General features: G+C 73.6%; 12 protein-coding genes. 5 read left to right on the top strand and 7 right to left on the bottom strand.

The genetic code is table 11. From position 1 onward, the window contains the following. Positions 1-18 precede the first annotated feature (18 nt). The 4 genes from OG439_RS05740 to OG439_RS05725 are packed head-to-tail and all read right to left on the bottom strand — an operon-like array spanning position 19 to position 3,939. Positions 19-1,272: a glutamate synthase-related protein gene (locus tag OG439_RS05740; RefSeq protein WP_326948292.1), complete on the bottom strand. Its 1,254-nt coding sequence runs from the start codon at positions 1,270-1,272 to the stop codon at positions 19-21. Next, positions 1,269-2,264, bottom strand: coding sequence for an asparagine synthetase A (locus OG439_RS05735; protein ID WP_326948291.1), 996 nt, complete (start codon positions 2,262-2,264; stop codon positions 1,269-1,271). The genes OG439_RS05740 and OG439_RS05735 overlap by 4 nt, the downstream gene beginning before the upstream one ends. After that, the gene (locus OG439_RS05730) at positions 2,261-3,526 is read right to left on the bottom strand and encodes a methylaspartate mutase (protein WP_326948290.1); all 1,266 of its coding nucleotides are present in this window, start codon (positions 3,524-3,526) and stop codon (positions 2,261-2,263) included. The genes OG439_RS05735 and OG439_RS05730 overlap by 4 nt, the downstream gene beginning before the upstream one ends. Beyond that, on the bottom strand, positions 3,523-3,939 hold the full coding sequence (locus OG439_RS05725) for a cobalamin B12-binding domain-containing protein (RefSeq protein ID WP_326948289.1): 417 nt from the start codon (positions 3,937-3,939) through the stop codon (positions 3,523-3,525). The genes OG439_RS05730 and OG439_RS05725 overlap by 4 nt, the downstream gene beginning before the upstream one ends. Positions 3,940-4,145: 206 nt before the next feature. On the opposite strand from OG439_RS05725, the gene OG439_RS05720 reads away from it, so the two are divergent. The 3 genes from OG439_RS05720 to OG439_RS05710 are packed head-to-tail and all read left to right on the top strand — an operon-like array spanning position 4,146 to position 7,607. After that, positions 4,146-5,174 (top strand): TauD/TfdA family dioxygenase, encoded by a 1,029-nt coding sequence (locus OG439_RS05720; protein WP_326948288.1) that lies wholly within the window; start codon positions 4,146-4,148, stop codon positions 5,172-5,174. Next, positions 5,174-6,826, top strand: coding sequence for a non-ribosomal peptide synthetase (locus tag OG439_RS05715; protein WP_326948287.1), 1,653 nt, complete (start codon positions 5,174-5,176; stop codon positions 6,824-6,826). Before OG439_RS05720 ends, OG439_RS05715 begins: the two co-directional genes overlap by 1 nt. A gap of 13 nt (positions 6,827-6,839) precedes the next feature. After that, on the top strand, positions 6,840-7,607 hold the full coding sequence (locus tag OG439_RS05710; protein WP_326948286.1) for a thioesterase II family protein: 768 nt from the start codon (positions 6,840-6,842) through the stop codon (positions 7,605-7,607). A 37-nt stretch (positions 7,608-7,644) separates the two neighbouring features. On the opposite strand, the gene OG439_RS05705 is transcribed toward OG439_RS05710, so the two are convergent. Continuing rightward, positions 7,645-8,493 (bottom strand): phosphatase PAP2 family protein, encoded by an 849-nt coding sequence (locus OG439_RS05705; protein WP_326948285.1) that lies wholly within the window; start codon positions 8,491-8,493, stop codon positions 7,645-7,647. A gap of 88 nt (positions 8,494-8,581) precedes the next feature. Here OG439_RS05705 and OG439_RS05700 point away from each other — a divergent pair, with 88 nt between their 5' ends. Together OG439_RS05700 and OG439_RS05695 are read left to right on the top strand one after the other, a co-directional pair. Next, on the top strand, positions 8,582-10,210 hold the full coding sequence (locus OG439_RS05700) for an FAD-dependent monooxygenase (protein ID WP_326948284.1): 1,629 nt from the start codon (positions 8,582-8,584) through the stop codon (positions 10,208-10,210). Positions 10,211-10,289: 79 nt separating this feature from the next. Next, positions 10,290-10,721, top strand: coding sequence for an ATP-binding protein (locus OG439_RS05695; RefSeq protein ID WP_326948283.1), 432 nt, complete (start codon positions 10,290-10,292; stop codon positions 10,719-10,721). A gap of 45 nt (positions 10,722-10,766) precedes the next feature. Here OG439_RS05695 and OG439_RS05690 read toward each other — a convergent pair whose 3' ends face one another. Both OG439_RS05690 and OG439_RS05685 read right to left on the bottom strand, forming a co-directional pair. Next, positions 10,767-11,201, bottom strand: a complete 435-nt coding sequence (locus OG439_RS05690; protein ID WP_326948282.1) for an SMP-30/gluconolactonase/LRE family protein — start codon at positions 11,199-11,201, stop codon at positions 10,767-10,769. Beyond that, positions 11,177-12,142: a ricin-type beta-trefoil lectin domain protein gene (locus tag OG439_RS05685; protein WP_326948281.1), complete on the bottom strand. Its 966-nt coding sequence runs from the start codon at positions 12,140-12,142 to the stop codon at positions 11,177-11,179. Before OG439_RS05685 ends, OG439_RS05690 begins: the two co-directional genes overlap by 25 nt. Between the last annotated feature and the right edge of the window lie 210 nt (positions 12,143-12,352).

The following is a 12,352-nucleotide window of genomic DNA, read 5'->3' as shown; positions in this document are numbered from 1 at the left end:
CGCGCCACTGGGGAAAAGCTAAGCCGTCGGGACGGCCCGGACCGGCAGGTCGAGCGGCAGTTCCCCGGCGGCACCGGAGGCAGCGGCAGCGGGCCAGAGGTCGTCGGCTGTCAGGGCGTCGGGGCGGTACTTGCCCAGGGCGCTGATCAGCAGTCTTGCCTCCAGTGCCAGGGCCGCCACCAGCCGTACCAGGCCTTCCGTGCGGTCTTCGTCGACCGCCAGCAGGGCCGCTCGGCCCAGGGCGGCCGCGCGGACGCCGTGTGCCAGGGCCTTGACCACCCGAGTGCCCTCCCACATGCGGCCGCCCGCCAGCAGGCAGCCCGATGGGGGGCCGATCCGGCGGAGGCATTCCGCCAGCGGCAAGCCCACGTGGTCCAGGAACGCCGTGGGCGCCCAGCCCGTGCCGCCTTCCGCGCCGTCGACCGTGACCGCGTCCGCGCCCGCCGCCCAGGCGGCACTCGTGGCCTCCGCGATGTCCCGGCCCGGTGGGAGCTTCACCCAGACGCGGGCCCGCGGGAAGTTGTTGCGCATCAAGCGGATCTGCTGACGCAGGATCTCGCCGGTGAACGTCCCCGGGCTGCCGGAGCGCAACACGCGGTCCTCGAAGAGGTCCGTGAGCGCGTACTGGCTGTCGACGCGGGCCGCCGTGGCCGCGTCCAGCAGGGTCATCCCGCCCAGGCCCGGCTTCGCACCCTGGCCCACCTTCAGCTCGAAGCCCAGCCGGCCGGTGGCCAGCAGCTGCGCGGACGCCGGGTCGCTGTACACGAGGTTCCAGACTTCGGCGTCGGCGTCCTCGGTGCTTTGCTGCACCACGACGCCGCCCAGCCCGTCCGGCACCTCGTCCGTGTACGCCCGGACGCGGGTGAGCAGCGCGTTCGTGTACCCCTTGACCGGCACGACGTTCTCGCCGACGACCATCGGGATGCCAAGCCGGCCGGCTTGGCGCGACGCCGCCACCGCCAGGTCGCCGCCGCCGAGCTGCGTCGAGCCGAACGCCGACAGGAACACCGGCAGCGACGACGCGAAGCCGCCGATCGCCGTGGTCAGGTCGACGTCGGAGAACAGCGGCTCGCGGCCCAGCTCGATCAGCTTCTCCAGCCGCAGCGGCACGAACACCGGCGGTACCAGCCGCGCCCGGTCCAACGCGTCGCCATCGGGAGAGACGCCGCCGAACGCCTCGCCGCCGTACGCGGATTCCGCCGGGAACACCGCCGCCGCTCCTCGTACGGCTCGGTCCCGGACGGCCGCTTCGGGGAAGCCCGCCGCCTTCACGGGGCCACCAGGCCCGGGACCTTCGGGTAGGCGTTGACGCGCCACACCGCGTCGAGGCCGGTGAGGAACCGGACGAGCCGCTCCAGGCCCAGCCCGAAGCCCGCGCTCGCGGGGATGCCTTCGCGCACCATGTCGAGGTACCAGCCGTACTTCGCCGGGTTCTCGCCCGTCTCCCGCATCCGCGTGACGATCCGGGCGTAGTCCGACTCGCGTTCGCTGCCGCTGGCCAGCTCGCCGAAGCCGCCGGGCGCGAGGAGGTCGAAGTTGCGCAGGATGCCCGGCTCGGTGGTGGCTTCGCGGTCGTAGAAGCCGCGGGAGCCCTTGGGGTAGTCGTCGACGAAGAACGGCTGCGACGCCTTACGGGACAACAGTTCTTCACCTTCCCAGTCGATCTCGGCGTCCGGGCTCTGCGGGTGGCCGAGGTCGTGCAGCCGGGTGACGGCGGCGGCGTGCGTCATCCGGCCGAACGCGCCGGCGAGGACGTCGGCCAGGTCCGCGAGGTCGCGGCCCAGCCCGGTCAGCTCGCCGGGGACGGTCGCGAGCACGTGCTTCACGACGTGCGTCACCAGCCGTTCGGCGACGCCCTGGGCCTGCGCCCGGGTCGCGCCCGCCAGCTCGACGTCGATCTGGTGGAACTCCGCGAGGTGCCGGCGCGTCGAGCACGTCTCGACCGGTTCGGCCCGGACGTTCGGCGCGATGTAGAAGATCTTCGAGAACCCGAGCAGCGACGCCTGCTTGTACAGGATTCCGCTGGTCATGAGCTTGTAGCGGTGGCCGTAGTAGTCGACGTCCAGCTGCTTCGAGCCGCGGACGCCGGGGTCGGTGACCGGGCCGATCACCGGCGGCAGCAGCTCGGTGAAACCCTCCCCGCCGAGGAACTCGCGCACGGCGATCAGCACCTGGTGCTGCACGCGCAACGCGCTCTGCGTGACGGGCGAGGCGAGGTGCACGGGCAGCGCGGGTGGCAGTTCGCCGTCGTGGGTGTCGGTCATAACGCTCCTCCGGGTCGGGCCCCGGCCCGGACGGGCGGGGGCGTGTCGAACTTCCGTTCCACGTGCGACAGCGCGGCCAGCAGCTCGGCCGAGCCGGTCCGCCGCGACCGCGCGCCACCGGGTGCCGGGCCGATCGGCAGGCCGCCGGTGTCCGCCCACTGCAGTCGGCCGGCGGGGTCGAGGTAGCTGCGCGCCCGCCCGGCGTTGTCCGGGTGCAGGCAGTAGGGGATGTCGAGCAGGCCGCGGGCGAACGCCGCCGGCAGCGCGCCGGCTAGGTCGTCTTCCAGGGCCAGCACGGCCTCGACCAGCGTCGCGGCTTCGGCGTGGATCCCGGTGTCCTCGACGTCGGCCCCGGCGGCGGTCGCGGCGGCGACGCGGGCGGCGAGTTCGAGCGCGTCGACGTTCTCCCCTATGGTCGGGATCCGGTGCGCCTCGGCGGCCGTCTTCACGATCAGCCGGGCCGCGCCGGAGCGCACCGCGAGGCGCGCGGCGGACGTCAGCAGCCGGGCGGCGCCGGCCGGCGTCCGCGGGTAGACGCCCATGTAGGCGTAGAGCACGACGTGCCACTCGACGCCGGGCAGGTACCGCGCGGCCAGCAGGCGCAACGCCCGCACCGCTTCCTCGTCCTGTGCCGGGTCGGTCTGCTGCGCGTAGCTCAGCGAGACGCTGCGGATGCCTTGCTGCGCGAAGAAGATCGCCTCCAGCACGCTGATCGCGACCAGCATGCCCGGTGGGCAGAGCTGGCCCAGCATGCAGCCACCGAACGTCTCCAGGTGGGCGGTGTCGCCCGCCGCCGTCAACTGCGAGCAGGCCGCCACCCAGTGCCGCATCGCCGTCCGCAGCGGGGTGCGGCTGTAGGGCAGGCAGTACGAGACTGGCCCGCCCTCGGTCGCGTCGAGACCGGCCGCGACCAGCGTCGCGACGATGTCCTGCGGCCGGGCCGAGCCGTGCCGCACCTGGACCGGGAAGTCCGGGCCGAGCACGCCGTCCAGCATCGCGCGGGTCGCCTCGGGGCCGTGGGTGACGAGCGGGAAGCCGTTGAGCGGCGCGCCGCCGGCCAGCGCGCGGGCCGCCGCGACGAGGTCGCCGACGCGGGTGTAGCTGTCGAGCGTCAGGGTGCCGACCGTGGTGGCCGCGGCGTCGCGGGTGGCCAGCAGCCCGGCCCGCATGGCCGACGGCGCCGGAAAGCCCATCCGCGGCTGGACGACCAGGCGGCCCGCCGCGTGCTCCCGGGCGACGAACGCCCCGAACGGCACGCTCACGACGTCACCCGCACCGGCAGGTCGGCCAGGTAGCGGCGGAAGGCACCGATGTCGCCGTCGCCGAAGACGCGGTCGAAGCCCGCCTCCCGCAGCACGGACTCGCGGCCGCTGGTGCCGTCGACGCCGAGCTTGCCGCCGATGACCAGCGCCGCGCCGGCCAGCACGGCCCGCAGCCGCGGGGCCAGCCGGAGGCCGTCGGTGTGGCCGTGGCCGTTGACGGTACTGAGCACCACCAGGTCCGGGTCCAGCCGGCGGCACTCGCGCACCACCAGGTCGTCCGGGACGCACGCGCCGAGGTTCGTCACCGCGAAGCCGAGCTCTTCGAGCAGCAGCTGCAGGTACACGAGGTTCCAGGTGTGCGCGTCGGACGCCGTGCTGCTGACCACGGCGACCGGGCGGAGTTCCGAAGTCACGCTCCCGAACCTAGGAGCGGCACCCGGGCCCGACCGGCAGTTGCGGCGGCAGGACGGCGGCGACAACCCGGCGCGGGCGGAAACTGCCGCCGCACTGCCGCACCGGCTGCCGCCGCGCGGCCGCGAACCCGCCTAGCGTCGGCGGACGAGCGAACCGGGTGGTTCCACTGTGGACGCCCGCTGCGGGTCAGGCGAAAGGACAAACGATGGGTTCCCTGGGCGTCAAAGAGTTCCTGCCGCTCGACTGGGTGGTCGAGCCCGGCGAGCCGGCGAGTGCCGAGGTCGGCGGGCTGACCGGCCTCGACGACGCGGTGGCGTGGCTGGCCGCGGCGGCGCCGTCGCTGCGGGCGGCGTTGCACCGGCACGGCTCCCTGCACCTGCGCGGCCTGCCGATCGCGAGCGTCGACGACTTCGGCGTCGTGCGCGACACGCTGATGCCGGCCCGCACGCCGTACCGCGAGAAGGCGACGCCGCGCAGCGACTTCGGCAACGGCGTCTTCTCGTCCACCGACCTGCCCGCCGCGCAGCGGATCCGGATGCACAACGAGAACAGCTACACGCTCACCTTCCCCGGGCTGCTGATGTTCTCCTGCCTGATCGCGCCGGCCGACGGCGGGGCGACGCCGGTGGCGGACGTCCGGAAGGTGCTGCGCGCGCTGCCGCCGGAGCTGGTGGCCAAGGTCCGCGCGCACGGCTGGCTGCTCAACCGCAGCTACTCCGAGCACATCTCCACCGACTGGCAGACCGCGTTCGCCGCGACCACCCGGGAAGACGTCGAACGCTACTGCGCCGAGAACCTGATCGCGTGCCGCTGGCTCGACGACGGCCACCTGCGCACCAGCCAGGTCCGCCCCGGCGTCATCAGCCACCCGGTCACCGGCGAGGAGGTCTGGTTCAACCACCTGGCCTTCTGGAACGAGTGGTCACTCGACGAGGAGCTGCGCGAGACGCTGATCGACGAGTTCGGCCGCGACGACCTGCCGTTCAACACCGCGATCGGCGACGGCTCCCCGCTGACGCGCGACGAGCTGGCCGCGCTCGACGCCGCCTACGACTCGGCGACCGTGCGCAAGCAGTGGCAGCCGGGCGACCTGCTGCTCGTCGACAACATCCTGTCCACGCACGGACGCGACCCGTTCCGCGGCGACCGCAAGATCGTCGTCGCGATGGGTGAGCCGGTCGACGTCGCCGGCTGCGCGCCGACCGTGCCCCCGGCCGCGAACGAGGCGCTCTGATGGCCGGCCTGCTCCCCCGCTTGCGCGACGCGGTCCGCCGCGCGCCCGAGCGGATCGCCGTGCGGGACACCGCGTCCGCGTTGACCTTCGCCGAACTCGACCGCCGGACCGCGGCGCTGGCCGGTGCCCTGCGCGCGCACGGCGTCGGCCGCGGCGACCGGGTCGGCGTCGGCCTCGGCCGGGGCACCGATCTGGTGGTGGCCCTCCTCGCCGTCTGGCGGACCGGCGCCGCCTACGTCCCCCTCGACCCCACCTACCCGGCCGACCGGCTCGCCTTCATGGCCGGTGACGCGGCGATCCGCGCCCTGGTCTCGACGACCACCCCGGCCTGGCTCCCGGCGGACGCCGTCGTCGTCGACCCCGCCGCCGAGGGCCCGCGCACGGACGACACCGCCGTGTCGGACCTCGACGCCGCCTACGTGATCTACACGTCCGGCTCGACCGGGCGGCCCAAGGGCGTCCCGGCGCACCACGGCGCGGTGGCCGCGCTCGTCGCCGCGCTGGAGCAGGCGGGGATGTACGCGGGCGAGCCGCGGGTCGTCGCGTGGAACGCCAGCGTGTCGTTCGACGCGTCCGTGCAGCAGTGGGCGCGGGTGTGCCGCGGCGACAGCGTCGTCGTGCTCGACGACGACCACCGGACCGACCCGGCCCGGCTGGTGGCCTGGCTGGACGAGTGCGCCGTGACCGACCTCGACCTGACGCCGTCGCACTGGACGGCGTTGCGCGAGCACCTGCTCGGGCGCTCGCTGCGGCTGTTCATCGGCGGCGAGCCGATCCCGGAACCGATGTGGCGCGAACTGGCCGAAAGCCCCTTGGAGGCGCTCAACCTCTACGGCCCCACGGAGTCCACTGTGGACGCCACCGCCACCTGGATCGCCGGGCCCGGCGGGCCGCACATCGGCGTGCCGCTGGCCGGGATCCGGGCCCACGTCCTCGACGACGCCCTGCGCCCGGCCGCGGCGGGCGAGCTGTACCTGTCCGGGCCCCGGCTCACGGCCGGGTACCTCGGCCGGCCGGGCCTCACCGCCGAGCGGTTCGTCCCCGACCCCTTCGGCGAGCCCGGCACCCGGTTGTACCGGACCGGCGACGAGGTCCGCTGGTCCCCCGGCGGCGCCCTGGAGTTCACCGGGCGGCGCGACCGCCAGGTGAAGCTGCGCGGGTACCGGATCGAACTGGGCGAGATCGAGGCCGTCCTGCGCGACGCTCCCGGCGTCACCGCCGCGGCCGTGGTCCTGCGCGACGACCAGCTGGTGGCCTACCACGTCGGCGGCGAGCAGCCGCAGGTCGCGGCGGCCGCGAAGCTGCCGGAGCACATGGTCCCGACCGCGTACGTCCGGCTCGACGCGCTGCCCCGCACGGCCAACGGCAAGCTGGACACCGCGGCCCTGCCCGCGCCGGTCGCCGAAGGCGGCGCGGCGCCCAGCGGGCCGGTCGAGGAGCTGATCGCGGACGTCTGGTCCGAGGTGCTCGGCCGCGACGGCGTCGGGGCCGACGACGACTTCTTCGCCCTCGGCGGGCATTCGCTGGTGGCGCTGCGCGTGGTGGCGCGGCTGAAGAAGAACTTCGGCGTCCCGGTGTCCACCAAGGACGTTTACCGGCACCCGCGGCTCGCCGACCTGGCCAAGCACGTCACGGCGCTCGGCGCGAGCTGAAAGGAGCACGGCGATGGACAACCTCCCCAACATCGTGGTCCGGGCCCGGCCCAATCCGGACGCGACGAAGACGTTGGTGTGCCTCGGTTTCTGCGGCGGCGGCTCCGGGCCGTACCTGCCGTGGGCCGACGTGCTGCCACCCGACGTCGAGCTCGTGACGATCTGCTACCCGGGCCGTGACGGCCGCTTCCTCGACGACTTCGCCCCCGACTGGGACGCGCTCGCCGACGACGCGACCGAAGCCGTGACGGCGGCCGCCGCGCCCCGGCCGTACCTGCTGTTCGGGCACAGCATGGGCGGCTGGATGGCGTTCGACGTCGCGGACCGCCTGCAGCGCCGGGGCGGCCCGCTGCCGGAGACGCTCATCGTGTCGTCGGCGAACGCGCCGAGCCGCGGCCTCACCCCGCGGGACATGTTCCCCGCGCAGCAGGACACCGACGAGCAGCTGGTGATGTGGATGCGCACCAACGGCCTGCTGCCGGGGTACGTGCTCGACGACCCGGAGCTGAGCGAGATGGCCCTGGAGCTCATGCGGGCCGACATCCGGGTGCGGGACACGTTCGGCTACACCGAAGGCGCGACGGTCGGTGTCCCGCTGCAGGTGCTCACCGGGGCCGACGACGACGTGATCGTGCCGGAGACGGCCGCGCAGTGGAAATCACTGGCCCGCAACGGGTACCAGCACGTCGAGCTGCCCGGCGGGCACTTCTACACCCCGGAGATCTGGCGGACCCTGCCGACGCGGATCCCGGCCCTCGCGCCGGTTCCGGCGGCTCGCTGACGCCGGGGCGGGCGGTCGCGGCCGCCCGCCCCGGTCGTCACGGGATCTCGAGGCGGCGCCAGGTCCCCAGGAACGCCAGCGCGGCGGCCACCGACCCGGCCGAGGCGAGCGAGCTCGCGGCCAGGTAGACCACCCAGGTGTTGTCGCGCAGGGTCGCGTCGAGGCCGTCCTGGCTGAGTGCCGCGCCGATCAGGAACCCGCCCAGGGCCAGGAAAACCAGCCCGGCGAGGGAAGCGACGACCACGACGAGCACCCGCGGGATCCGGCGGCGGCCCTCGTACCGGCGGACCACGCCGCGGCGGGCGAGCCACCACGACGCCAGGCAGGCGAGCCCGAGGGCGATCGCGTCCGCGGCGAGGGTGTCGGAGAGGCGGTGCCACTTCGCCGTCACCGTGTAGGCGCCGATGCCGACCGCCCAGGACAGCAGCAGGACCATCGTCACGCCACGCCAGCGGTAGGGCACGACGAGCAGCGCGGCGAAGAGCACCGTCATGGCGATCGTGGTGTGCCCGCTGGGCATGCTGTTGTCCGCGTAGTGCCCGGTGAGCGGCACGAGCGACGGCCGCGGCAGCACGAACCGCTTGAGCCCCTGCGTGACGACCTGGCCGGCGACGATCACGCCGACCGCCGCGACCGCGAGAGCCGGGCGACGGCGCAGCAAGCCGATCACGGCCACCAGCACGACGGCGACGCCCAGGGAGTACAGGGTGATCCGCGACAGGCTCTGGTCGGCCGCGGTCTGGTCGCGCGCGGCGGCCTGGTCGGCCCCGCGCAGGGCCGCGTTCTCCAGCTCCTGGCCGGTGACGGTCAGCACCGCGAGGACGTAGACCAGGATCAGCGCGACGAGGCAAGCGGCGGCGACGATCAGCCAGCGGCGAGCGGGCAAGACACCTCCATCGACGACGATCGCGTTACTCTATCTGGACTAACGGATGCCCGCCGCCGGAAGATCACCGCGCTTTTAGACTGTCGGCATGACGAGTTACGCGGACGCGCCCCCCGAGGTGGAGACCACGGAGGTCGTCATCGCCGGCGGCGGCCCGGTCGGCCTGACCCTCGCCCACGAGCTCGGCGCGCGGGGCATCGGCTGCGTCCTGCTCGAACCGCGGCCGGCGCCGAGCCTGGCGTCGCCGCGGTGCAAGCAGCTGAACCCGCGGTCGATGGAGCTCTTCCGGCGCCTGGGCATCGCCGGCGCCGTCCGGGACAACGCGCCCCTGCCGTTCGGCTGGTCCGACTCGGCCGTCTTCTGCACCTCGCTCACCGGGCACCGGCTGGAACGCTTCGACGGCGTCTTCGCCCTCAGCGACGTCCAGCGGACGGAACTGGCCGAGCCCGCGCTGTGGTGCGCGCAGAACCACGTCGAAGAAGCCTTGCGCGACACCATCACCCGGCGGGAGACGGTCAGCGCGCGCTGGGGCTGGACGCTGACGGGTCTCGAGCAGGACGACACCGGCGTCACCGCCACCGCGACGGACGACACGGGACGCGAGCGCGTGGTGCGGGGCCGCTACCTCGTCGGCGCCGACGGGGCCCGCAGCGCCGTCCGGCGGGCGTGCGGCATCCCGCTGGCCGGGCGGAGCCACGAGATCCGCAACATCCAGGTCATCTTCGACGCGCCCGGGCTGTCCGCCCGCCACGAGCTGGGCCGCGCCGTCCAGTACTGGGTGGTGAACCCCGAGGTCAACGGCCTGATGGGCACCCTCGACACCGAAGACCGGTGGTGGGCCATCATCATCAACGCGCCGGAGGACGCCGACGCCGCGTGGTGCGAACGGGCCGTGCACCGGATGGTCGGCGCGCCGGTGCCCGTCGCCGTGACCGCGACCGATCCCTGGACGGCCCGGCTCCTGGTCGCCGACCGCTACCGGGACGGCCGCTGCTTCGTGGCCGGGGACGCCGCGCACCAGAACCCGCCGTGGGGTGGGTTCGGCGCCAACACCGGCATCGGCGACGCCGCCGACCTCGGCTGGAAGCTCGCGGCCGCGCTGCGCGGCTGGGCCGGCCCCGGGCTGCTCGACTCCTACGGGACCGAACGCCGGCCGATCGCGCAGCGGGCCATCGCCGAGGCCGAACGCAACATGCGGGTGCTGACCGGTGAGCTCGCCGTGCCGGGGCTGGACGACGACGGACCGGACGGCCTGGCCGTGCGAGCCAAGACAGCGGAGCTGATCCGGCAGGCCAAGACGGCCGAGATGTACACCCTCGGTTTTGTGCTCGGCACCGCGTACCCCGAGTCGCCGCTCGTCGTTCCCGACGACGGGCCCGCCCCGGCTTCCACCGGCACCGAGTACCGGCCCTCCGGCGCCCCGGGGAACCGGCTGCCGCACCTCTGGCTCGACCGGAACCGGTCGCTGCAGGACGAGTTCGGGCCCGGGTTCACGCTGCTGGAGGTCGCCGCGCCGGCCGCGCCCGAATGGGACACGGCCGCGGCGGCGGCCGGCGTGCCCTTGAAGCGCTACCGGCTCAACCGGCCGGACCTGCACGGTCTTTACGGCGCCCGGTACGTCCTGGTCCGGCCCGACGGGTACGTCGCCTGGCGCGGCCAGACCTCCCCCGATGATCTCGGCGCCGTGCTGGACCGCGTCCGGGGTTGTGCGGTGTGACCCACCAGGGCGGTTGAACTCCCCCGGATGGGGGCAGTCAAGTAGCCCGTAGCCGTCTCTTTCCCCGAGGAGACCGATCATGAGCCTCGACGCAACACCCACCGAGTCCGGTGTCCTCGCCGACGTGGACGAAATCGACGAGACCGTCGAGACCACCGTCAATGCCGACCTCAAGGAGCTGGCGAGGGTCCGCGGCTGGGCTCGCGCCGTGCTCCCCGACCTGACCGCCGAGCTGCTGACCGACATCGTGATGGTGCTCGACGAGCTCGTCTCCAACGCGCTCCGCCACGCCAAGCCGCCGATCCGGGTACGCCTGCGCCGCAACCGCGGGAAGCTCCGGATCGAGATCGACGACGGCTCCCCCACCGCCGCCGCTCCGACGTCGCCGTCCTCGAAGGGTGGCCGCGGGATGCGGATCATCGAGAAGACGAGCGTCGCCTGGGGGCAGCTGCGCCGTCCCGGCGGGAAGACCGTCTGGGCCGAACTCGCCCTGTCCGCTCGCCGGTCGTGAGTGCGTAACAGTGTTAGAACACTGTTACGCACTCACGACCGGCGGCTAGTACGGCCAGCCCGGCACGTTCAGCCGGATGCTGTACAGCCCGAAGTTCCCGTTGTCGCCGCCCGTGGACGGCGTCCCCGACGTGACGTAGAGGGTCTTCCCGTCCGGGCCGCCGAAGGCCGTGTTGGTCGTGTTCCGGCCGGCCGAGATCGTGCCGAGGGCCTGGCCGGCCGCGGAGAACACGTGGACCTTCCCGTCTCCGAAAGTGGCTTGGTAGACGTTGCCGGCGCAGTCGATCGTGCCGCCGTCCGCGCCCGCCACCGACGCGAAGTCGCTGCGAGCGCCCGTGCTGCCGTCGGTGTTGACGGGGTACTTGTAGATCTTGCCCGTCGCGTTGCCGCCGACGTACAGCGTCTTCCCGTCCGGGGCCAGCTCGATGCCGTTCGGCTCGCGGATGGTGTCGTCGATCAAGCTGACCACACCGTCGCGCACCCGGAAGACGCTCGTCCTGCCCGACATCTGGTCGGCCGGTTCGCGCGCTGGAAGTCCGGGTCGGTGAAGTAGACGGTGCCGTCCGCGCCGGCCGTCACGTCGTTCGGCGAGTTGAACAGGTGCCCCTGGTAGTTCGCCGCGAGCGTCGTCCGCCGACCCGTCGCCAGGTCGTAGGAGGAGACGCTGCGCTGGTCGTGCGTCGCGGCGACCACGGACTTCCCGTCGCGGCTGATGGCCAGCCCGTTGCTGCCCGCGCCGGCGATCGCGGTGGCGAACGCGCCGGTCGACGGCGTGAACCGCACGACGTCCGACGGCTGGACGTTCTCGGCGCCCGCCCCGTCGTGCATGTTCGTCAGCAGCAGGGTCTGGGTCGCCACGTCCCAGGTGGGCCCCTCCAGGAAGTTGAAGCCGTCCTTGATCTTCGTGGCGGTCGGGGTCGACGACGGCAGCGGCGTCCCGAAGGGACCCAGCGGGCAGGGACCGTTCGCGGGCGGGACCGTCGTCGTACCGGGCAGCACCCACTGCTGGTTCGCGCCGGTCGAACACGTCCAGATCTGCAGCTTGGTGCCGTCCGCGCTGGACACGCCCGCGGCGTCCAGGCACTTCCCGGACCCGGCGTTGACCAGCCGGCCCGCGTCGGCGGTCCAGCGCTGGGCGCCGGTGCCGTTGCAGTCGTAGACCTGCACCGCGGCACCGTTCGTGGCGGACGCGCCCGCCACGTCGAGGCACTTGCCGAGCGCGGCGATCGACCCGTCGTCACCGGCGGTCCACTGCTGGGCCGTCCCGCCGGTGCAGGTCCACAGCTGGACCCGGGTGCCGTTGGCGGCCGAGCCGCCGGTGACGTCGAGGCACTTCCCGCCGATCCCGGTGACCGCGCCCGTTCCCGCCGCCGCCGCGCCGGTGACGCCCAGCCCGGCCGCGGCCAGCACCGTCACGGCCACGGCGAGGACCCGCCCGGCCGCCGTCCGGGGCCGGGACTTGCGTCGTTCTGGGACACCTGACCTCGGGAACATGCCGCTCCTACGATCGTGTGCGGAGGAATCCGCTGCGACAGTGGCGGCTGTCAGGACAAATCGGGTGACCGGGTGGTCTCGCACCGTGACGGTAAGTTGGTATTACTTGCGAAGTCAAGAACGGGGTGCCGCTCACCG

It is taken from the genome of Amycolatopsis sp. NBC_01307, from assembly GCF_035975215.1.
Lineage (GTDB): Bacteria > Actinomycetota > Actinomycetes > Mycobacteriales > Pseudonocardiaceae > Amycolatopsis.
Note: the sequence above shows the minus strand (reverse complement) of the source record. Positions and strands in the feature narration are given on the sequence as shown.

What these genes read in the sequence shown, in the direction of transcription:
- OG439_RS05695 (WP_326948283.1), top strand. Translation starts at nt 10,290, where the DNA reads ATGAGCCTCGACGCAACACCCACCGAGTCCGGTGTCCTCGCCGACGTG.
- OG439_RS05735 (WP_326948291.1), bottom strand. Translation starts at nt 2,264, where the DNA reads ATGACCGACACCCACGACGGCGAACTGCCACCCGCGCTGCCCGTGCAC.
- OG439_RS05700 (WP_326948284.1), top strand. Translation starts at nt 8,582, where the DNA reads ATGACGAGTTACGCGGACGCGCCCCCCGAGGTGGAGACCACGGAGGTC.
- OG439_RS05710 (WP_326948286.1), top strand. Translation starts at nt 6,840, where the DNA reads ATGGACAACCTCCCCAACATCGTGGTCCGGGCCCGGCCCAATCCGGAC.
- OG439_RS05715 (WP_326948287.1), top strand. Translation starts at nt 5,174, where the DNA reads ATGGCCGGCCTGCTCCCCCGCTTGCGCGACGCGGTCCGCCGCGCGCCC.
- OG439_RS05720 (WP_326948288.1), top strand. Translation starts at nt 4,146, where the DNA reads ATGGGTTCCCTGGGCGTCAAAGAGTTCCTGCCGCTCGACTGGGTGGTC.